Origin of the sequence: Rhodosalinus sediminis (assembly GCF_003385555.1) — a bacterium.
Classification (GTDB): Bacteria; Pseudomonadota; Alphaproteobacteria; order Rhodobacterales; family Rhodobacteraceae; genus Rhodosalinus; species Rhodosalinus sediminis.
In genome coordinates this window covers 61,838-80,902 of the sequence record NZ_QOHR01000007.1, presented here as the reverse complement: position 1 = coordinate 80,902, position 19,065 = coordinate 61,838, and the positions used below count along the sequence as shown (strand labels likewise).

General features: G+C 70.7%; 20 protein-coding genes and 1 tRNA gene. 14 read left to right on the top strand and 7 right to left on the bottom strand.

Translation table 11 applies throughout. The features are described from left to right. Positions 1 to 260 precede the first annotated feature (260 nt). The 3 genes from leuD to DRV84_RS07865 all read right to left on the bottom strand — a co-directional run bounded on the left by leuD (position 261) and on the right by DRV84_RS07865 (position 2,456). A complete protein-coding gene (gene leuD / locus DRV84_RS07875) occupies positions 261 to 866 on the bottom strand; it encodes a 3-isopropylmalate dehydratase small subunit (protein ID WP_115979342.1) in 606 nt (201 codons plus the stop codon). Between the two features lie 25 nt (positions 867 to 891). After that, complete coding sequence (gene leuC, locus DRV84_RS07870; protein ID WP_115979341.1) at positions 892 to 2,295, bottom strand: 3-isopropylmalate dehydratase large subunit; 1,404 nt, start codon at positions 2,293 to 2,295, stop codon at positions 892 to 894. Between the two features lie 71 nt (positions 2,296 to 2,366). Further along, positions 2,367 to 2,456, bottom strand: a complete 90-nt coding sequence (locus tag DRV84_RS07865; protein WP_115979340.1) for a hypothetical protein — start codon at positions 2,454 to 2,456, stop codon at positions 2,367 to 2,369. Between the two features lie 206 nt (positions 2,457 to 2,662). On the opposite strand from DRV84_RS07865, the gene rsfS reads away from it, so the two are divergent. The 13 genes from rsfS (at position 2,663) to DRV84_RS07800 (ending at position 14,198) form a co-directional block, all read left to right on the top strand. Next, positions 2,663 to 3,037 (top strand): ribosome silencing factor, encoded by a 375-nt coding sequence (gene rsfS / locus DRV84_RS07860; RefSeq protein ID WP_420541606.1) that lies wholly within the window; start codon positions 2,663 to 2,665, stop codon positions 3,035 to 3,037. A 7-nt stretch (positions 3,038 to 3,044) separates the two neighbouring features. Further along, complete coding sequence (gene rlmH, locus DRV84_RS07855; RefSeq protein ID WP_115979338.1) at positions 3,045 to 3,515, top strand: 23S rRNA (pseudouridine(1915)-N(3))-methyltransferase RlmH; 471 nt, start codon at positions 3,045 to 3,047, stop codon at positions 3,513 to 3,515. 90 nt (positions 3,516 to 3,605) lie between these two features. Then, positions 3,606 to 3,941 (top strand): DUF2794 domain-containing protein, encoded by a 336-nt coding sequence (locus DRV84_RS07850; protein WP_115979337.1) that lies wholly within the window; start codon positions 3,606 to 3,608, stop codon positions 3,939 to 3,941. Positions 3,942 to 4,211: 270 nt separating this feature from the next. Further along, positions 4,212 to 6,188: an AMP-binding protein gene (locus DRV84_RS07845; RefSeq protein ID WP_115979336.1), complete on the top strand. Its 1,977-nt coding sequence runs from the start codon at positions 4,212 to 4,214 to the stop codon at positions 6,186 to 6,188. A gap of 232 nt (positions 6,189 to 6,420) precedes the next feature. After that, positions 6,421 to 7,179, top strand: coding sequence for an ABC transporter ATP-binding protein (locus DRV84_RS07840; RefSeq protein ID WP_239995025.1), 759 nt, complete (start codon positions 6,421 to 6,423; stop codon positions 7,177 to 7,179). A 65-nt stretch (positions 7,180 to 7,244) separates the two neighbouring features. After that, on the top strand, positions 7,245 to 7,610 hold the full coding sequence (locus DRV84_RS07835; RefSeq protein ID WP_115979334.1) for a hypothetical protein: 366 nt from the start codon (positions 7,245 to 7,247) through the stop codon (positions 7,608 to 7,610). Between the two features lie 45 nt (positions 7,611 to 7,655). After that, positions 7,656 to 8,642 (top strand): branched-chain amino acid ABC transporter permease, encoded by a 987-nt coding sequence (locus DRV84_RS07830; RefSeq protein ID WP_115979333.1) that lies wholly within the window; start codon positions 7,656 to 7,658, stop codon positions 8,640 to 8,642. A 4-nt stretch (positions 8,643 to 8,646) separates the two neighbouring features. Continuing rightward, positions 8,647 to 8,919 (top strand): hypothetical protein, encoded by a 273-nt coding sequence (locus DRV84_RS07825; RefSeq protein WP_115979332.1) that lies wholly within the window; start codon positions 8,647 to 8,649, stop codon positions 8,917 to 8,919. Further along, positions 8,906 to 9,982, top strand: coding sequence for a branched-chain amino acid ABC transporter permease (locus DRV84_RS07820; protein WP_115979331.1), 1,077 nt, complete (start codon positions 8,906 to 8,908; stop codon positions 9,980 to 9,982). Before DRV84_RS07825 ends, DRV84_RS07820 begins: the two co-directional genes overlap by 14 nt. A 61-nt stretch (positions 9,983 to 10,043) precedes the next feature. Continuing rightward, positions 10,044 to 11,330 carry an ABC transporter substrate-binding protein gene (locus tag DRV84_RS07815; RefSeq protein ID WP_115979330.1) on the top strand — a complete coding sequence of 429 codons (1,287 nt, stop codon included), beginning with the start codon at positions 10,044 to 10,046 and terminating at the stop codon, positions 11,328 to 11,330. 95 nt (positions 11,331 to 11,425) lie between these two features. Continuing rightward, complete coding sequence (locus DRV84_RS07810) at positions 11,426 to 12,250, top strand: ABC transporter ATP-binding protein (RefSeq protein WP_115979329.1); 825 nt, start codon at positions 11,426 to 11,428, stop codon at positions 12,248 to 12,250. Between the two features lie 68 nt (positions 12,251 to 12,318). Continuing rightward, complete coding sequence (locus tag DRV84_RS07805; protein ID WP_115979328.1) at positions 12,319 to 12,963, top strand: hypothetical protein; 645 nt, start codon at positions 12,319 to 12,321, stop codon at positions 12,961 to 12,963. After that, positions 12,960 to 14,198: a phenylacetate--CoA ligase family protein gene (locus DRV84_RS07800; RefSeq protein WP_115979327.1), complete on the top strand. Its 1,239-nt coding sequence runs from the start codon at positions 12,960 to 12,962 to the stop codon at positions 14,196 to 14,198. The genes DRV84_RS07805 and DRV84_RS07800 overlap by 4 nt, the downstream gene beginning before the upstream one ends. A 187-nt stretch (positions 14,199 to 14,385) precedes the next feature. Here the strand turns inward: DRV84_RS07800 and DRV84_RS07795 are convergent, their stop codons facing one another. The 3 genes from DRV84_RS07795 to DRV84_RS07785 all read right to left on the bottom strand — a co-directional run bounded on the left by DRV84_RS07795 (position 14,386) and on the right by DRV84_RS07785 (position 16,604). Next, positions 14,386 to 16,164 carry a PHA/PHB synthase family protein gene (locus DRV84_RS07795; RefSeq protein WP_115979326.1) on the bottom strand — a complete coding sequence of 593 codons (1,779 nt, stop codon included), beginning with the start codon at positions 16,162 to 16,164 and terminating at the stop codon, positions 14,386 to 14,388. Positions 16,165 to 16,332: 168 nt separating this feature from the next. Further along, the gene (ykgO, locus tag DRV84_RS07790) at positions 16,333 to 16,458 is read right to left on the bottom strand and encodes a type B 50S ribosomal protein L36 (protein WP_115979325.1); all 126 of its coding nucleotides are present in this window, start codon (positions 16,456 to 16,458) and stop codon (positions 16,333 to 16,335) included. Positions 16,459 to 16,529: 71 nt separating this feature from the next. Next, a tRNA-Val gene (locus DRV84_RS07785) sits at positions 16,530 to 16,604 on the bottom strand. 152 nt (positions 16,605 to 16,756) lie between these two features. Here DRV84_RS07785 and DRV84_RS07780 point away from each other — a divergent pair. Further along, a complete protein-coding gene (locus DRV84_RS07780) occupies positions 16,757 to 17,626 on the top strand; it encodes an N-formylglutamate amidohydrolase (RefSeq protein WP_115979324.1) in 870 nt (289 codons plus the stop codon). A gap of 145 nt (positions 17,627 to 17,771) precedes the next feature. Here the strand turns inward: DRV84_RS07780 and DRV84_RS07775 are convergent, their stop codons facing one another. Next, positions 17,772 to 19,028: a DNA polymerase IV gene (locus DRV84_RS07775; protein WP_115979323.1), complete on the bottom strand. Its 1,257-nt coding sequence runs from the start codon at positions 19,026 to 19,028 to the stop codon at positions 17,772 to 17,774. Positions 19,029 to 19,065 lie beyond the last annotated feature (37 nt).

Below are 19,065 nucleotides of genomic sequence, written 5' to 3'. Positions count from 1 at the left end.
CCTCGTTGCGACCGGGCGCGTCCTTTGTGCTGCGCGCCCTCGTCGCCGGTCCGGGTCCGCCACGCTCGGCGGATTGCCTCAATCGCGCCCAAATCGTGCCCCGTTTCCTTCACATGCTCAATCGCGGTGTTAACCGTGCCCGCAAAATCGGGCGGATTCGCGGCGGAACTGGTGCGTCTCTGCATCAGAACGGCGGCCGCGATGGGCCGCCGCTCATGATGGCTACAAGATGTTGTGCGCGCCCGGGGCGCGCCGGGGCGTCAGACCCAGGGCCGCTCGGCCGCGACGCGCGCCTCGTAGGCCTCGATCTCGTTCGCGCGCCCGAGGGTCAGGCCGATGTCGTCCAGCCCCTCCAGCAGGCAGTGCTTCTTGAAGGGATCGACCTCGAACGGGTACTCCGTCCCGTCCGCGCCGATGACGACCTGCTTCTCGAGGTCGACCGTCAGCCGCGCGTTGCCGCCCTGCTCGGCGTCCTTCATCAGCGCGTCCACCTGCGCCTGCGGCAGGACGACGGGCAGGATGCCGTTCTTGAAGCAGTTGTTGTGGAAGATGTCCGCGAAGCTCGGCGCGATGACGCAGCGGATGCCGAAATCCTCGAGCGCCCAGGGCGCGTGCTCGCGCGAGGAGCCGCAGCCGAAGTTGGCGCCGGTGGCGAGGATCTCCGCGTCGCGCCACGGCGCCTTGTTGAGCACGAAGTCCGGCACCTCGTCGCCGTTCGCGTCGTAGCGCATCTCGTCGAAGAGCGCGACGCCGAGCCCGGTGCGCTTGATCGTCTTCAGGTACTGCTTCGGGATGATCATGTCGGTATCGACGTTGATCAGCGGCAGCGGCGCCGCGATGGCGGTGAGCCGTTCGAATTTCTTCATGTCGTCGTTCCTCTCCGCCGGGGGGTCAGCTCAGCTCGCGCACGTCGGTCAGCCGCCCGGTGACGGCCGCGGCCGCCGCCATCGCCGGCGACATCAGGTGCGTGCGCCCGCCGCGGCCCTGCCGACCCTCGAAGTTGCGGTTCGAGGTCGCCGCGCAGCGCTCCCCGGGGCTCAGCTGATCGGGGTTCATGCCGAGGCACATCGAGCACCCCGCGAGGCGCCAGTCGAAGCCCGCCTCCTTGAAGATGTCGGCGAGGCCCTCCTCCTCGGCCTGCGCGCGCACGAGGCCGGAGCCCGGCACGATCATCGCGCGCACGCCCTCCTTGACGCGGCGGCCCTTCACGATCTCGGCCGCGGCGCGCAGATCCTCGATCCGCGCGTTGGTGCAGGAGCCGATGAAGACGGTGTCGATGTCGATCTCCGAAAGCGGCGTGCCGGGGGCGAGCCCCATGTACTCGAGCGCGCGCCGCGCCGCCTCGGCCTTGCCGTCGGCGAAGCTCTCGGGGTCGGGCACCTGCCCGGTGATCGGCACCACGTCCTCGGGCGAGGTGCCCCAGGTCACGACGGGCACGATCTCGGAGGCGTCGAGGGTGACCACCTTGTCCCAGTGGGCGTCTTCGTCCGAGCGCAGCGTCTTCCACCAGGCGACGGCCGCCTCCCACTGCGCGCCCTTGGGCGCGTGCGGGCGGCCCTTCACATACTCGAAGGTCGTCTCGTCCGGGGCGATCAGCCCGGCGCGCGCGCCGCCCTCGATCGCCATGTTGCAGAGGGTCATCCGCCCCTCCATCGAGAGCGAGCGGATCGCCTCGCCGCAGTACTCGATGACGTGGCCGGTGCCGCCGGCGGTGCCCGTCTTGCCGATGATCGAGAGCGTGATGTCCTTGGCCGTCACGCCGGGCGGCAGCTGGCCCGTCACCTCGACCTTCATGTTCTTCGACTTGCGGGTGATCAGCGTCTGCGTGGCGAGCACGTGCTCGACCTCCGACGTGCCGATGCCGTGGGCGAGCGCGCCGAAGGCGCCGTGCGTCGAGGTGTGGCTGTCGCCGCAGACCACCGTCATGCCCGGCAGGGTCCAGCCCTGCTCGGGGCCGATGATGTGCACGATGCCCTGGCGCACGTCGCTGACGGGGTAATAGGTCACGCCGAAGTCGCGCGCGTTGCGGTCGAGCGCCTCGACCTGGATGCGCGACTGCTCGTCGTCGATGCGCTCGGCGCGGTCCGCGCTCGTCGGCACGTTGTGATCCGGCACGGCGATGGTGCGCTCGGGCGCCCGCACCGCGCGCCCGGCGAGGCGCAGCCCCTCGAAGGCCTGCGGGCTCGTGACCTCGTGCACGAGGTGGCGGTCGATGTAGAGGAGCGCGGTGCCGTCCTCGTCCTCGTGGACGAGATGCGCGTCCCAGATCTTGTCGTAGAGCGTCTTGGGGGACATGGGTCTCTCCCGTGGGTGGCGATGGCTGGACAGGGCAGGAGAGCGCGCCGCGCGGCGCGCCGGTCTCGCGGTCAGGCCGCCCGCGCGAGCACGCTCTTCGCGGCGCCGAAGAAGCGCCACGGCAGGCGGGCGCGGTCGTCCATGTCGAAGACCCGGCTCATGGTTGCCGGAATATACCGCGCCCCGGCGACAGGCAAGCGCGGAAGCGCCGGTATCGCGCCGCGCCGGGCGGCGCTTCATTGAATTGTCGGCGCCGGGTTGCTACCTTTCGCATGCGCCCGGCGCCGGGGCGATGTGCGGCGCGACAGCCAAGGAGGACGATGTCCTGTCTCTCGACGTCAACGCGGCGGGTGCCGCAGACACGAGGGTGCCCGTGACGGGCACCGCCGATCCGGACCGTGCGGACGACGCCGTTCTGTCCCGCGTTCTGGGCATTCTCGACGACAGCAAGGCCGACGATGTCGTGACGATCGACCTGCGCGGGAAATCCGCGATGGCCGATCACATGGTGATCTGCTCGGGCCGCAGCGCGCGACAGGTCTCATCCATCGCCGACCGGCTTCTCGACACGCTCAAGCAGGAGCTCGGCGTGCTCGCCCGGGCCGAGGGGCAGGAGGCGGGCGACTGGGTGCTGATCGACGCGGGCGACGTGATCGTGCACGTCTTCCGCCCCGAGGTGCGCGAGTTCTACCAGCTCGAGAAGATGTGGCTGGAGCCCGCGGCGGCCGCCACCCGCGCCTGAGCGCGCCTTGCGGCTGAGTGTTCGCGCGGTGGGCCGGCTGCGGGCCGGCCCGGAGCGCGCGCTCGTCGACGACTACATCGCGCGCGCCGGCAAGGCGGGCCGCGTCCTCGGGCTCGGCCCCGTCGAGGAAACCGAGGTCGAGGACCGCAAGGGCGGCGGCCCCGCGGGCGAGGCGGCGCTGCTCATGCGAAAGCTTTCCCCCGGCGCGCTCCGCATCGCGCTCGACGAGCGCGGGCGCGCGCTCTCCTCGCGCGAGCTGGCCGCCGAGATCGCCCGCTGGCGCGACGCGGGCCGGTCCGAGGCGGCCTTCCTGATCGGCGGGGCCGACGGGCTCGACCCGGCGCTGCGCCGGGGCGCCGATCTCGCCCTCTCCCTCGGGCCGATGGTCTGGCCGCACGCGCTGGCGCGGGTGATGCTCGCCGAACAACTCTACCGCGCGACGCAGATCCTCGCCGGCACGCCCTACCACCGCGACTGACGCGGGCTCCTCCGCGTCGGGAAGGCGACACGGGCGCCACCGCGGCGACCTGCGCTTGATTTGCGCGGCATCCGACGCAATTCTCGACGGATGACCGCCGCCACGCCCTTCGCCGCCTCCGGCCCGGAGCGAGTCGCCTTCGACCGGACCGAACTCAACGCGATCCTCGCGCTTTACGGTCGCATGGTCGCCGCCGGCGAATGGCGGGACTACGGCCTGTCGTTCCTGCGCGACGTGGCCGTCTTCTCGGTGTTCCGCCGCACCGCGGAGCAGCCGCTCTACCGAATCGAGAAGCGCCCGAAGCTGCGCAACCGCCAGGGGCAGTATGCCGTCATCGGCATGGACGGCCGCGTGCTCAAGCGGGGGCACGACCTGCGCACCGTCCTGCGCGTGCTCGAGCGCAAGCTGATCCGCGCCGTGGAGTGACGCCCGGGCCCGCGCCTGCACCGCGATGCGCCTGTGAGGCCCTCTCGCGCAGGGCGCCCATCATCTTGGCCCAAATACTCTCGGGGGGTGAATTGGCCGTCAGGCCAAGAGGGGGGCAGACAGCCCCCCTCCCGTCGGACGCGGCCAGCCCGCGGGTTGTTACAATTCGCAAGAATTTCGACATGATGCGGAAAGACTCGGGAAGCAGCGTTCCCCCACGGCCCGAAAGAGGCCGCCCGGCCGGGGAGGGCCGGGCAGGGAGGAGGCATCGTGACCAAGACCGTCGCCGACCGGGCGAATCCGGAATCCGTTCCTGCGCTTCTCGCACAGAACGTCGCCCGCGTCGGCGACAAGCCGGCCTATCGCGAAAAGGAGTTCGGGATCTGGCAGAGCTGGACCTGGGCCGAGACCGCGCGCGAGATCGAGGCGGTCGCGCTCGGGCTCTTGAACCTCGGCGTGGCGGAGGGTGATTTCGTCGCCGTGATCGGGCGCAACCGCCCCTATCTCTACTGGGCGATGGTCGCGGCGCAGTCGGTGGGCGCGGTGCCCGTGCCGCTCTATCAGGACGCGAGCGCCGAGGAGATGGCCTACGTCATGGACCACTGCGGCGCGCGCTTCGCCGTGGTCGCCGATCAGGAACAGGTCGACAAGCTGATCGAGGTGCAGGAGCGCCTGCACCAGCTCGAGCACATCATCTACGTCGATCCCCGCGGTCTCAGGAAATACGACCACGCGCGCCTGCATCAGTTCAGCCACGTCCAGAATCAGGGCCGCGCGGCGGACGAGGAGTTCCGCCCCGAGCTCGAGCGCCGGCGCGCGAAGCTCGGCTACGACGACACCTGCGTGATGCTCTACACCTCCGGCACCACCGGCAAGCCCAAGGGCGTGGTGCTCTCGAACCGCAACATCATCGAGACCGCGAAGGCCTCGGCCGAGTTCGACGGTCTCCGCCACGACGAGGAGATCCTCGCCTATCTGCCGATGGCCTGGGTGGGCGATTTCATCTTCTCGGTCGGGCAGGCCTACTGGTGCGGGTTCTGCGTGAACTGCCCCGAGAGCCCGGACACCATGATGACCGACCTGCGCGAGATCGGGCCGACGTATTATTTCGCCCCGCCGCGCATCTTCGAGACGCAGCTGACCACCGTGATGATCCGGATGGAGGACGCCGGCCGGATCAAGAAATGGCTCTTCGACCACTTCATGGCGCATGCCCGCAGGGTCGGGCCCGCGATCCTCGACGGCGAGACCGTCGGCGCCTGGGACCGGCTGAAATACGCGCTGGGCTCGGCGCTCGTCTACGGGCCGCTCAAGAACGTGCTCGGCATGTCGCGCATCCGCGTGGGCTACACCGCCGGCGAGGCGATCGGGCCGGAGATCTTCGATTTCTACCGCTCGCTCGGCATCAACCTGAAGCAACTCTATGGCCAGACCGAGGCGAGCGTTTTCATCACCCAGCAGCCCGACGGCGAGGTGCGCTCGGACACGGTGGGCGTGCCCAGCCCGGGCGTCGAGGTGGAGGTGCGCGAGAACGGCGAGGTCTATTACCGGAGCCCGGGCGTCTTCGTGGAGTACTACAAGAACCCCGATTCCACCGCCGACACCAAGGACCCGGACGGCTGGGTGGCCACCGGCGACGCGGGCTTCTTCGAGCCGGACACCGGGCATCTGCGCATCATCGACCGCGCCAAGGACGTGGCCAAGATGGCCGACGGCAGTCTCTTCGCGCCGAAATACGTGGAGAACAAGCTCAAGTTCTTCCCCAACATCCTCGAGGCGGTGGTCTTCGGCGCCGGGCGGGACCGCTGCTGCGCCTTCGTCAACATCGACCTCAACGCCGTCGGCAACTGGGCCGAGCGCAACAACATCGCCTACGCGAGCTATCAGGAGCTCGCCGGGCATCCGCAGGTGCTCGAGATGATCCAGGAGCACGTCGAGGAGGTGAACCGCTCGATCGCGCGGGACGAGATGCTCTCGGCCTGCCAGATCCACCGTTTCCTCGTGCTGCACAAGGAGCTCGACGCCGACGACGGGGAGCTCACCCGCACGCGCAAGGTGCGCCGCAAGGTGATCGGCGAGAAGTTCGAGGATCTGGTGACCGCGCTCTACGACGGCTCGCAGAGCGTCTACACCGAGACGGCGGTCACCTACGAGGACGGCCGCACCGGAAAGATCAAGGCGACGCTCGAGATCCGCGACGCCGCGGTGGTGCCCGTCGAGGCGCCGGCGAAGGCGGCGGCGGAATGAGGGGCGGGGCCGCTCTTCCGCCCTCGCGGGCGTCATCGCGCCGCCGAGGAGCGCCCGCGAGGGCGCGAGGAGGCGCCCCCGGGGGCCACAGGGAGGTCATGCAATGAGCGCCGAGAACCTCGTCACCCGCGCGGATCTGGCCGAGACCGTGCACGAGAGCACCCACGAAGGCGGGGGCGACCGCGGGCCGGGCCACGTCACCGAGGACGGCCGCAAGATCGGCGGCGTCGTGATGGAGATGAAGAACATCACGCTGCGCTTCGGCGGCGTCACCGCGATCAAGGACATCTCCTTCGACATCCGCGAGGGCGAGATCCGCGCGATCATCGGGCCGAACGGCGCGGGCAAGTCCTCGATGCTCAACGTCATCTCGGGCTTCTACGTGCCGCAAGAGGGCGAGGTCTGGTTCCGCGGCGCGAAGCGCCCGCCGATGAAGCCCTATCAGGTCGCGCGCCAGGGCATCGCGCGCACCTTCCAGAACATCGCGCTCTTCGACGGGATGAGCGTGCTCGACAACGTGATGACCGGGCGGCTGACCCAGATGCAGCAGGGCATCCTCGCGCAGGCGCTCTGGAAGGGGCCGGCCGAGCGCGAGGAGGTCGAGAACCGCGAGAAGGCCGAGAAGATCATCGACTTCCTCGAGATCCAGCACATCCGCAAGACGCCCGTCTCGCGGCTGCCCTACGGCCTGAAGAAGCGGGTGGAACTCGCCCGCGCGCTCGTCTCGGAGCCGACGATCCTTCTGCTCGACGAGCCGATGGCAGGCATGAACGTCGAGGAGAAGGAGGACATGTGCCGCTTCGTGCTCGACGTGAACGACGAATTCGGCACCACCATCGCGCTGATCGAGCACGACATGGGCGTCGTCATGGACCTCTCCGACCGGGTCGTGGTCATGGACTACGGCAGGAAGATCGGAGACGGCACGCCGGACGATGTCCGCAACAACCAGGAAGTCATCGACGCCTATCTGGGGGTGTCGCATGACTGACGCCCTGCGATGGACCCGCGGCCCGGCCTGCGCGCTTGTCTCTCCGACAGGCAAGGAGGACCGAGATGGCCGACATGACTTGGACGAAGTGCCGACTGGCCGAGATCCTGAACGAGGATCGCGGACTGCCGGACGAAGTAGCCGCGCCGGCGGCCGGGTTGACGGAGACGGACCTGACCGAGCTTCCGCACCGCGAGCGGGAGGCCGCGCTCTCGGCCTTCGCGCGCGCCGCGCGGGAAAGCCGGGACGCCCGCGCCGGGCAGGGCCTGCAGGGCGAGGACGTGCCGGCCTACAAGGCGGAGGACATCCTGCAGGGGCTGCGGGGCGCGCGCGCCGCGCTCGAGTCCTTCCCGGCCGGGGAACGCTCGGCGCGGGGCGACATCCTGCTGGCGAACTGCCGGTGCCGGCCGCTCGGCGGTCCGGAGGACTGACGCGGCCCGGCGGCGTGGCGGCCCCGGGCGAGGGGAGGGAGCGCCATGCCTGAACAATTCTTCTGGGGCGTCGAAGTCGTGCTGAACGGCCTGATGGCGGGCGTGCTCTACGCGCTCGTCGCGCTGGGCTTCGTGCTGATCTTCAAGGCCTCCGGCATCTTCAACTACAGCCAGGGGGTGCTCGCGCTCTTCGCGGCGCTTACCCTCGTGGGCATCATGGACGGGCAGGTGCCCTTCGCCCATCTGATCAACGCGATCTTCGGCACGGACATCCACCACTTCGGCTGGCACCTGCCGGCGCTGGCGGCGATCCTGCTGACGGCGCTGGTGATGGTCGCCCTCGCCTGGGCGGTGCAGCGCTTCATCTTCCGACATCTCGTCGGGCAGGAGCCGATCATCCTCTTCATGGCGACGATCGGCCTCGCCTATTTCCTCGAGGGCGTCGGCGACATCATGTGGGGCGCCGACATCAAGAACCTCGACGTCGGGCTGCCGCAGGGGATCAACGCGACCATCGACGAGCTGACCTACCAGTGGTTCGGCTACGGCTTCTTCATCGACAACCTCGACATCTCGGCCACGCTGATCGCCGCGGCGCTGGTGACCGTGCTGATCCTCTTCGCGCAGTACACCAAGCAGGGCCGCGCCATGCGCGCGGTGGCCGACGACCACCAGGCGGCGCTGTCGGTCGGCGTCTCGCTCAATTTCATCTGGATCATGGTCTGGTCGCTCGCCGGGATCGTGGCGCTGGTCGCGGGGATCATGTGGGGCACCAAGATGGGCGTGCAGTTCTCGCTCTCGCTCATCGCGCTCAAGGCGCTGCCGGTGCTGATGCTGGGCGGCTTCACCTCGATCCCCGGCGCCATCGTCGGCGGGCTCATCATCGGGGTGGGCGAGAAGCTCTTCGAGTTCCTGATCGGCCCGATGGTGGGCGGCGCGACGGAGAACTGGTTCGCCTACGTCCTCGCGCTCGTGTTCCTCGTGTTCCGGCCGCAGGGGCTCTTCGGCGAGAAGATCATCGAGCGGGTGTGACGCGATGCGCAAGCTGATCGCCATCGTCAACGTGATCGCCTGGTCGGGCTTCTGGGCCTTCGGCTATCTCGCGCTCGCGGCCGAGGGGCTGACGGCGACGCAGGTCGCGGTGGCCGCGGCGATCGCCTTCGCGGGGCTCGTGACGGGCGTGGCGGCGTGGATACGCATCGCGCGGATGGCAGAAGAAACGGGCTACGCGCCCCGCTCCGGCCCGCTGCCGGCGGAGGTGCGCGAGGCCGCGCAGGCGCAATGGGAGGACCGAGATGCTCTACCGTGAGGCGGGCGATTTCAAGACGAGCTACGTCGCGGACGGGCAGACCTTCCCGATCCGGTTCGACCGCTGGCGCTATTACGCGGTGCTCGCGGTGGCCTTCGGCATCGTGCCCTTCGTCGTCAACGACTACTGGGCGAACGCGGTCCTGCTGCCCTTCCTGATCTACGCCATCGCGGCGATCGGGCTGAACATCCTGACGGGCTACTGCGGGCAGGTCAGCCTCGGCACCGGGGGCTTCATGGCGGTGGGCGCCTACGCCTGCTACAAGCTGATGACCGCCTTCCCGGACGTCTCGATCCTGATCCACATCGTGCTCGCCGGGGGCGTCACGGCGGCGGTGGGCGTGCTCTTCGGGCTGCCCTCGCTCCGGATCAAGGGCTTCTACCTCGCGGTCGCCACGCTCGCCGCGCAGTTCTTCCTCGTCTGGCTCTTCAACAAGGTGCCGTGGTTCTACAACTACTCGGCCTCGGGCCAGATCACCGCGCCCGAGCGCACGGTGCTCGGCGTCGCCGTGACGGGGCCGGAGGCGCCGGCCTGGGCGGCCTACCTGGTCTGTCTCGTCTTCGTCACGCTCGTCGCGCTCGTCGGGCGCAACCTGACCCGCGGCAAGCAGGGCCGGCAGTGGATGGCGATCCGCGACATGGACATCGCGGCCGAGATCATCGGGGTGAACCCGCTCGCGGCGAAGCTCTCGGCCTTCGCGGTCTCGTCCTTCTTCATCGGGATCGCGGGCGCGCTCTTCTTCGGGGTCTATCTCGGCGCGGTCGAGGTGGGCGAGGCCTTCGGCATCCAGAAGTCCTTCCTGATCCTGTTCATGGTGATCATCGGCGGGCTCGGCTCGATCTTCGGCAGCTTCGCCGGCGCGGCCTTCCTCGTGCTGCTGCCCGTCTTCCTGAAGAACGTGCTGGTGGGCGCGCTCGGCTGGCCCTCGGACCTCGCCGCGCATTTCGAGCTCGTCATCGTGGGCGGGCTGATCATCGTCTTTCTGGTGGCCGAGCCGCACGGGCTCGCCCAGCTCTGGCGCCTCGCGAAGGAGAAGCTGAGGCTCTGGCCCTTCCCCTACTGAGGGGCGGGCACGGCGGCGGGCACCGCCGCAGGCAACGACGACCAAGAGGGAGGAGGACCCCATGAAGACGAAACTGACCGCAGCGGCGATGGCCGCCTGCATGGCCGCCGGGCCGGCGCTCGCGGATCTGGTGTTCCCGGATCTGAGCTACCGCACCGGCCCCTACGCGGCGGGCGGCATCCCGTTCTCGGATGGCTACCGCGACTACTTCACGCTCGTGAACGAGCGTGACGGCGGCATCGGCGGCGTCGAGGCCCGCGTCATCGAGTGCGAGACGGGCTACAACACGGAAAAGGGCGTCGAGTGCTACGAGGCGACGAAGGGCGAGGGCGCGCTCGTCTATCAGCCGCTCTCGACGGGGATCACCTATCAGCTGATCCCGAAGGTGCAGGCCGACGGCATCCCGCTTCACACCATGGGCTACGGCCGCACCTCCGCCAAGAACGGCGAGGTCTTCGAGTGGGTGTTCAACTACCCGGCGAACTACTGGGACGCCGCCTCGGTCGCGATCAAGCACCTGCTGGACGAGAACGGAGGCGACCTCTCGGGCAAGGACATCACGCTGCTCTACCACAACTCCGCCTACGGCAAGGAGCCGATCCGCACCCTCGAGGATCTCTCCGAGAAGCACGGCTACAACCTCTCGACCATCGCGGTGGACCATCCCGGCCAGGAGCAGAAGAGCCAGTGGCTGCGCATCCGCCGCGAGCGTCCCGACTACGTGATCATGTGGGGCTGGGGCGTGATGAACCAGGTCGCGATCCAGGAGGCCGCCAACGTCCGCTTCCCGATGGAGAACTTCATCGGCAACTGGTGGGCGGGCGCCGAGCATGACGTGACGCCCGCGGGCGACGCGGCCGACGGCTACAAGGCGCTCAACATGAACCGGATCGCCGACTACCCGGTCTTCGAGGACATTCAGGAGTATGTCGTGGACGCAGGGCTCGCGGCCGGGGACGGCTCCAACGTGGGCAAGGTGCTCTACACCCGCGGCATGTACGCCGCGATGCTCGCCGTGGAGGCCGCCAAGACCGCGCAGGAGATGCACGGCATCGCCCAGATCGACGCCGCGATGATGCGCGACGGGATGGAGGCGCTCGAGATGACCGAGGCGAAGATGGAAGAGCTCGGCATGGCGGGCATCGGGCCGGAGTTCGCGGTCTCCTGCTCGAACCACGGCGGCTCGGGCGGCGGCATCGTCCAGCAGTGGGACGCCTCCGCCGGCGAGTGGGAGCCGATCACCGACTACATCCAGCCGGACGACGCGGTGCTCGACCCGCTCGTGGAGGAGGACTCCATGGCCTTCGCCGAGGAGAACGACATCGAGCTCCGCTGCAACGAGAGCTGAGATCGGGCGTCCCGGCCGCGCGGGCCGGGGCGCGACAGGACCATCCGGGCGCGGGCGGCGGGGCCGCCCCGCCCGACCCAGCGAGCGAGGCGAGGATGTTCGACGCAGGCCGCACCGACCAGGCCCTTCTCGAGGTCAACAACATCGAGGTGATCTACAACCACGTGATCCTCGTGCTGAAGGGCGTCAGCCTCTCCGTGCCCAAGGGCGGCATCGTCGCGCTGCTCGGCGGCAACGGCGCGGGCAAGACCACGACGCTCAAGGCGATCTCCAACCTGCTCGCCTCCGAGCGCGGCGAGGTCACCAAGGGCTCCGTCGTCTACAAGGGCGAGCCGGTGCAGGACCTCGCGCCCTCCGCGCTCGTCAAACGCGGCGTGATCCAGGTGATGGAGGGGCGCCACTGCTTCGAGCACCTGACGGTCGAGGAGAACCTCCTCACCGGGGCCTACACGCGCACGGCGAGCCGGGCCGAGATCCAGCGCGATCTGGACCTCGTCTACGAGTATTTCCCGCGCCTGAAGGACGTCCGCCGCAGTCAGGCGGGCTACACCTCGGGCGGTGAACAACAGATGACCGCGATCGGCCGCGCGCTGATGTCCCGGCCCGAGATGATCTTGCTCGACGAGCCGTCGATGGGCCTCGCGCCGCAGCTCGTGGAGCAGATCTTCGAGATCGTGAAATCGGTCAACGAGAACGAGGGCGTGACCTTCCTTCTGGCGGAGCAGAACACCAACGTCGCCCTGCGCTTCGCGCGCTACGGCTACATCCTCGAATCGGGGCGCGTGGTGATGGACGGCCCGGCCGACGACCTGCGCGAGAACCCTGACGTGAAGGAATTCTACCTCGGCGTCTCGGAGGAGGGCCGCAAGAGCTTCCGCGACGTGCGCAGCTATCGCCGGCGCAAGCGCTGGCTGGCGTGATGCCGCGCGGCGGCGGGACCCCCGGCGTCCTCCTGCCGTTCCGCCCACGGAGGCGAAAGGAGGCGGAGATGGCGCGGACAGACGTGGTCAGGGCGCTGATCGAGGATCAGGGCCGGCTCTGGAGCGAGGAGATCGGCGCGCGGATCGACGCGGACACGCCGGATGCGTGGTTCCACTGGCTGCTCGGCGCGGTGCTCATGTCGGTACGCATCGGTGCGACGCAGGCCGCGCAGGCCGCCGGCGCGCTCAAGCTCGAGGAGATGCACACCGTGCAGGGCGTCCTCGACACCGACCGCGAGCAGCGCATCCGCGTGCTGAACGAGAACGGCTACGCCCGCTTCGACAACCGCGGCGCGGATCAGATCATGGCCGCGGCGGAGCGCGTGCGCGACGCCTACGGCGGCGACCTGCGCCGGCTCCGGGCCGAGGGCGGCGACGCGGCCGGCATCCGCGCGCGGCTTCAGGCCTTCGACGGCATCGGCACGGTCGGCGCGGACATCTTCGCGCGCGAGGCGCAGCTCGTCTGGGACGAGCTCTTCCCGACGGCCGACGATCACGCGCTGGAACAGGCGCGCGCGCTCGGCCTGCCCGACCGGCCGGAGGAGCTCGCGCAGATCGCGGGCGGGCGCGAACGCTACGTGCGGCTGGTCGCGGCGCTGACGCGCGCGTGGCTGGACGGCCCGACGGACAGAGTGAAGGAGGCGGCGGCATGAAGGACAGACCGGGGAGCGGGACGCATTTCGACGCGCTGGAGACGCGCAGCGCCGAGGCGCGCGCGGCGTGGCTCGCGGAGGAGCTGCCGCGGCAGGTGGCGCTCGCGCGGTCGCTGCCGGGCTACGCGGGCGCGCTCGACGCGGTGGACCCGGAGGCGATCACCGGCCGCGACGCGCTCGCCGCGCTGCCCGTGCTGCGCAAGGCGCGCCTCGGCCACGCGCAGGGCGCGGATGCCCCCTTCGGCGGCTACACCGCGCGCCCGGTGCAGGGCTTCGCGCATGTCTTTCAGTCGCCGGGGCCGATCTACGAGCCCGGCGGCGACGCGCCCGACTGGTGGCGCATGGGCCGCTTCCTGCACGCCTGCGGGGTGGGGCAGGGCGACGTGGTGCAGAACTGCTTCGGCTATCACCTGACGCCCGCCGGCATGATCTTCGAGAGCGGCGCGCGCGCCGTGGGCGCGACGGTGCTGCCCGCGGGCACCGGGCAGACCGAGCTTCAGGTGCGCGCGGCCGCCGACATCGGCTGCACCGCCTACGCCGGGACGCCGGACTACCTGAAGGCGATCCTCGAGAAGGCCGACGAGATGGGCGAGACGCTGCGCATCGAGAAGGCCGCGGTGGGCGGCGGCGCGCTCTTCCCCTCGCTCCGGCAATACTACGCCGACCGCGGCATCGCCTGCCTGCAGTGCTACGCGACCGCCGATCTGGGCAACATCGCCTACGAGAGCGCGGCGCAGGAGGGCATGATCGTCGACGAGCACGTGATCGTCGAGATCGTCACCCCCGGCACCGGCGATCCCGTCCCCGACGGCGAGGTGGGCGAAGTGGTGGTGACCACGCTCAACCGCGACTATCCGCTGATCCGCTTCGCGACCGGCGACCTGTCGGCGGTGATGCCGGGCGAGAGCCCCTGCGGACGCACCAACATGCGGATCAGGGGCTGGATGGGCCGGGCCGACCAGACGACCAAGATCAAGGGCATGTTTGTCCGCCCGGAGCAGGTCGCGGCGCTGGTGGCGCGCCACGACGAGATCGCGCGCGCCCGCGTCGTCGTCACCCGCGCCGACGAACGCGACGTGATGACCGTGCAGATCGAGGCCACGGGCGGCGAGCCGGCCGTCTTCGAGGCGAGCGTCGCCGAGATCCTCAAGCTCCGCGGCGCGGTCGAGGTGGTCGCCCCCGGCGCGCTGCCCCGCGACGGGCTCGTGATCGAGGACAAGCGCAGCTACGACTGAGCCGCGCGTCGGCCCGGGGCCGGGCCTCCTCGCTCGCGGGGCGCGCTCCGCGCGGGGGCCGGGGCGAAACGGCAAGCCCGACCAGACGCAGGGCGCGCGCTGCGCCACGCGCCGGCCCCGCGCCGGGCGGTCCGGCCGGGGACGACGCGGCGCGAAGAGGCCCGCAAAGGGCCGATGAGCGCCCGCCTCAGGTCTGGAAGATGTAGGTGCCCGGCGCCGGCGCGAGCGGGGCGTAGCCCTTGCCGGGCGCGCCCATCGGCGGCGGCGCGACGCGGTCGCCGCTGAGCCGGTCGAGCCACGCGCCCCACTCCGGCCACCACGAGCCGTCCTTCTGCTCGGCGTGGTCGAGCCATGTGTCCGGGTCCATGTAGAGCGCGCCCGGCGGGCGGTGGCCCACCCGGTAGCGCCGGCCGCGGTGCCCGGGCTCGGAGACGATGCCGCCGTTGTGCCCGCCGCTCGTCAGCACGAAGTGCATGTCCACGTCGGTGAAGAGCTTCGCCTTGTAGACCGAGCGCCACGGCGCGATGTGGTCCGCCTCCGTGCCCACCGCGAAGATCGGCGCCGAGAGGTCGCGCAGCGCCACCACGCGCCCGTCCACCGCGTAGCGCCCCGAGGTCAGGCGGTTCTCCATGAAGAGGCCGCGCAGGTATTCGCCGTGCATCCGCGCCGGCATCCGCGTCGCGTCGCGGTTCCAGACGAGGATGTCGGCGTCCGGGTCCTCGCGCCCCATCAGGTAGCGGCCGACCGACCGGGTCCAGATCAGGTCCTCGGCGCGCAGCGCCTGAAAGGCGCCGGCCATCTGCCGGGAATCGAGCGTGCCCTGATCCCACATCATGTCCTCGAGGAAGGCGAGCTGACTGTCGTCGACGAAGAGCAGGAGCTCGCCGGCCTCGGCGAAGTCCGTCTGCGCGGCCAGCAGCGTGATCGAGGCGAGCCGGTCGTCGCCGTCGCGCGCCATCGCCGCCGCCGCGATCGAGAGCATCGTGCCCCCGAGGCAGTAGCCGCAGGCGTGCACCTTCGGCGCCTCGATGATCGCGCTCACCGCGTCGAGCGCGGCCATGACCCCGTCGCGCCGGTAATCCTCGAGCCCGAGGTCGCGGTGCTCCGCCGTCGGATTGAACCAGGAGATCGCGAAGACGGTGTAGCCCTGTCCCACCAGCCAGTTGATGAGCGAATTCTGGGGCTGCAGGTCGAGGATGTAGTATTTCATGATCCAGGCCGGCACGATCAGCACCGGCTCGGGGTGCACCGTCTCGGTCTGCGGGCTGTACTGGATCAGCTCCATGATCTCGTTGCGGTAGACGACCTGCCCCGGCGTGCAGGCGAGCGTCTCGCCCACGCGGAAGCGGCTCTCGGGCGCGACGGGCTCGCCCGAAAGCTCGCCGAGCACGTCCGCCTGCCAGTTGCGCCAGCCGTCGACCAGCGCGTGACCGCCCGTCTCGCGCAGGGTCTCGAGGATCTCGGGGTTGAGCGCCGGCACGTTCGAGGGCGCCACCGCGTCGAGCGTCTGCCGCGCCATGAAGCGCACGCGCTCGGCGCTCCGCGGCCGGGCGCCGCGCAGCGGTTCGGTGGCGAGGTCGACCACGTCCTGCGTCGCGAGGAAGGCCTGCTGCCAGAGCGCGAAGGGCGGGCGCGCCCAGCCCTCGTGCGTGAAGCGGTGATCCGTGCGCTCCGGCGCGAAGGGCGCCTCGGCCAGCCCGGCAGCGTGCCGCGCGAGCTTCCAGCCGTTCTGCACGGCCCGTTCGGCGACCGCCATCTGCCGCCCCGGCGCGCGCATCATGTGCGTCGCCCAGTCGGCCCAGGCCGCCCAGGCCGCGTGCGGCGAGAGCCCGCCGGTGACGCGGGCCTGCGCGGCGCGCGTGGCGCGGTCGAGCGTGTCGTGCGGGTGGAGGTTGTCCCGGCCGTAGCCCCCGGGGGCGTCGGCCAGGCGGGAGGTCTGTCGGGTAGAAATATCGTCTCTGGGCATGGCCGCACCTTAGAAGTGTCGGACATGCCTTCTGTCAACCGCGCGTGACGTCGGGATGACAGCGGGCCGCCCGGGATCGGCCGCCGCTGCCTGCGGATGCATCACGCAAGACGAAAGGGCCGCCTCCTCGCGGGGCGGCCCGGACGTTTTCAGCCGTGCGCGCGTCGCTCAGCCCTGCCGGGCCTTGAAGCGGCGGTGCGTCTTGTTGATGACATAGACGCGCCCCTTGCGGCGCACCACGCGGCAGTCGCGGTGGCGCTTCTTCAGCGAGCGCAGCGAGTTCCTGACCTTCATGGTCCTCTCCTCAGTTCGCGCGGCGCGCAGGCGCGCCTTAAACGGGGTGCCGCGGGGCGCGGCGGGTCGAATGGTGGGCGGTACTGGGATCGAACCAGTGACCCCTACGATGTCAACGTAGTGCTCTACCGCTGAGCTAACCGCCCTCGGCCGTGGCGATCCGCGCCGCGCCCGAGGGCGAGGCACGCGGTCCGCTGCGCCGGATGCGGGGGGCTATAAAAGGAACCGACGGGGCGTTCAAGGGCTTTTGGCACCGCGCGCGATCGCGCTATGTTGCCCCCGAGCGACGGAGGGTGCGGTGCCAGAGGCGGCCTATCACATCGAGATGCCGGCGCGGCGCACCTCCTGCGTCGTCTTCGCCTCGCCGCACAGCGGGCGCGACTACCCCGCGGCCTTCCTGCGGCGCACGGTGCTCGACGATCTCTCGGTGCGCTCGTCCGAGGACGCCTATGTCGACCGCCTCTTCGATTGCGCGCCGGAGTTCGGCGCGCCGCTGCTCGCCGCGGGCGCGCCGCGCGCCTACGTGGACCTCAACCGCTCCGCCGAGGAGCTCGATCCGGCGCTGATCGAGGGGGTGCGGCGCGGCAGTCACAACCCGCGCGTCACCTCGGGGCTAGGCGTGATTCCCCGCGTCGTCGCCAACGGCCGCGCCATCTATCGCGGCAAGCTCACGCGGGCGGAGGCCGAGCGGCGCATCGCGGACATCTGGCGCCCCTACCACGCGGAGCTCGCGCGCCAGCTGTCCGAGGCGCATCGCGCGCACGGCCTCGCGGCGCTGATCGATTGCCACTCCATGCCGCACGAGGCGGTGGACGGCATCGCGCGCGGCGGCGCGCGCCGGCCCGAGATCGTGCTCGGCGACCGCTTCGGCGCCTCCGCGGCGTCCGAGGTCGTGGACCGGGTCGAGGCCGCCTTCGTCGCCGCCGGGCTCACGGTGGTGCGCAACGCGCCCTTCGCCGGCGCCTACGTCGCACAGCACTACGGCCGCCCCTCGCGCGGGCAGCACGTGGTGCAGGTGGAGATCGACCGCGCGATCTACATGGACGAGAAGGCGATTCGCCCCAACGCCGGGTTCGCGGCGTTCCGCACGCTCCTGCGCGACGTGGTGGCCGAGATCGCGGCGCTCGGCGGTTCGGCGGAGGCGGCGGTGCCCCTCGCCGCCGAGTGAGCGGCGCGCGGCGGGCAGGGTAGCCCGCACGGAGGCACATCCGCCGGTCCATTAGCACAGCCTCGCCCGCTGCGTGGGCGCGGCGCGTCCGCCGTCTCCGCCGACCGCTTTCTCCGTGCCTCGCTGCTGACGCCCGCCCCGCGCGTCACCGCAGCCCGCGCCCCTTGAGGATCGCCTCGGGTCCGAAGCGCGCGCGGATGGCGTCGGCGGCGCGCTCGGCCTCGCCGCGCTTCGCCGCCTCAGGGTCCAGGAGATCGCCGGACCGCTCCGCCTCCTCGGCCGGGCAGAGATCCGAGATCCCGACACCGAGCAGCCGGTAGGCCCGCCCGGCCGGCACCGCGTCGAAGAGCTGCCGGCCCGTGCGATAGATCCGGTCGGCGAGCTGCGTCGCGTCGCGCAGGCCCTGCCGGCGGGTCAGCAGCCGGAAATCCGCCTGCTTGAGCTTCAGCGTCACCACCCGCCCGGCGAGGCCCTTGGCCTTGGCGCGGTCCGCGACCTTCTCGGCCATGCGCCAGAGGTGGCCGTCGAGGATGTCCGGATCGTCGATGTCCTCGCCGAAGGTCGTCTCGTTCGAGATCGACTTGGGCGCCGAATCGGGGGAGACGCGCCGCGCGTCCTCGCCCCGCGCGAGGTGCCAGAGCCGCGGCCCCATGGAGCCGAAGCGCGCCGCGAGCGCCGATTTCTCCCAGCGCCGCAGGTCGGCGAAGCGGTGGATGCCGGCGCGCGTCAGCGCCTCCTGCCCCGCCTCGCCCACGCCCCAGATCGCGCGCACGGGCATGTCCGCGAGAAAGTCGAGCGTCTCGGCCTGCCCGATCACGGAAAAGCCGTGCGGCTTGTCGAGGTCGGAGGCCATCTTGGCGAGGAACTTGTTGTGCGAGAGCCCGATGGAGCCCGTCACGCCGAGCTCGGCCTTCATCCGCCGCACCAGCCCCGCCAGCAGCACCGCGGGCGGCGCGCCGTGCAGCCGCGCGGTGCCGGTGAGATCGAGAAACGCCTCGTCGAGCGAGAGCGGCTCCACCGCCGGCGTGAGCTCGGCCATCATGGCGCGGATCGCGCGGCTCACCTCGGCGTAGAGCGCCATCCGCGGTTTCAGCACCACCGCGTCGGGGCAGAGCTCGAGCGCCTTGAACATCGGCATGGCCGAGCGCACGCCGCGGATGCGCGCGACGTAGCAGGCCGTCGAGACGACGCCGCGCCGCCCGCCGCCGCCGATGACGACGGGCTTGTGCGCGAGCTCGGGGCGGTCGCGCTTCTCGACGCTGGCGTAGAAGGCGTCGCAGTCCATGTGCGCGATCGAGAGATCGAAGAGCTCGTCGTGCGCGATCACTCGCGGGCGCCCGCAGGCGGGGCAGCGGGGGCCGGTGTCGAAAACCTCGAGACAGTCGCGGCAGAGGGCGGGCATGGGGCGAGGATGGGCGCGCGCGGGCCCGCCGTCCAGT

What these genes read in the sequence shown, in the direction of transcription:
- DRV84_RS07775 (WP_115979323.1), bottom strand. Translation starts at nt 19,028, where the DNA reads ATGCCCGCCCTCTGCCGCGACTGTCTCGAGGTTTTCGACACCGGCCCC.
- leuC (WP_115979341.1), bottom strand. Translation starts at nt 2,295, where the DNA reads ATGTCCCCCAAGACGCTCTACGACAAGATCTGGGACGCGCATCTCGTC.
- ykgO (WP_115979325.1), bottom strand. Translation starts at nt 16,458, where the DNA reads ATGAAGGTCAGGAACTCGCTGCGCTCGCTGAAGAAGCGCCACCGCGAC.
- DRV84_RS07840 (WP_239995025.1), top strand. Translation starts at nt 6,421, where the DNA reads ATGGAGATGAAGAACATCACGCTGCGCTTCGGCGGCGTCACCGCGATC.
- DRV84_RS07795 (WP_115979326.1), bottom strand. Translation starts at nt 16,164, where the DNA reads ATGCCCAGAGACGATATTTCTACCCGACAGACCTCCCGCCTGGCCGAC.
- leuD (WP_115979342.1), bottom strand. Translation starts at nt 866, where the DNA reads ATGAAGAAATTCGAACGGCTCACCGCCATCGCGGCGCCGCTGCCGCTG.
- DRV84_RS07815 (WP_115979330.1), top strand. Translation starts at nt 10,044, where the DNA reads ATGAAGACGAAACTGACCGCAGCGGCGATGGCCGCCTGCATGGCCGCC.
- DRV84_RS07825 (WP_115979332.1), top strand. Translation starts at nt 8,647, where the DNA reads ATGCGCAAGCTGATCGCCATCGTCAACGTGATCGCCTGGTCGGGCTTC.
- DRV84_RS07850 (WP_115979337.1), top strand. Translation starts at nt 3,606, where the DNA reads ATGACCGCCGCCACGCCCTTCGCCGCCTCCGGCCCGGAGCGAGTCGCC.
- DRV84_RS07805 (WP_115979328.1), top strand. Translation starts at nt 12,319, where the DNA reads ATGGCGCGGACAGACGTGGTCAGGGCGCTGATCGAGGATCAGGGCCGG.
- DRV84_RS07810 (WP_115979329.1), top strand. Translation starts at nt 11,426, where the DNA reads ATGTTCGACGCAGGCCGCACCGACCAGGCCCTTCTCGAGGTCAACAAC.
- DRV84_RS07830 (WP_115979333.1), top strand. Translation starts at nt 7,656, where the DNA reads ATGCCTGAACAATTCTTCTGGGGCGTCGAAGTCGTGCTGAACGGCCTG.
- DRV84_RS07800 (WP_115979327.1), top strand. Translation starts at nt 12,960, where the DNA reads ATGAAGGACAGACCGGGGAGCGGGACGCATTTCGACGCGCTGGAGACG.
- DRV84_RS07820 (WP_115979331.1), top strand. Translation starts at nt 8,906, where the DNA reads ATGCTCTACCGTGAGGCGGGCGATTTCAAGACGAGCTACGTCGCGGAC.
- DRV84_RS07835 (WP_115979334.1), top strand. Translation starts at nt 7,245, where the DNA reads ATGGCCGACATGACTTGGACGAAGTGCCGACTGGCCGAGATCCTGAAC.
- DRV84_RS07865 (WP_115979340.1), bottom strand. Translation starts at nt 2,456, where the DNA reads ATGAGCCGGGTCTTCGACATGGACGACCGCGCCCGCCTGCCGTGGCGC.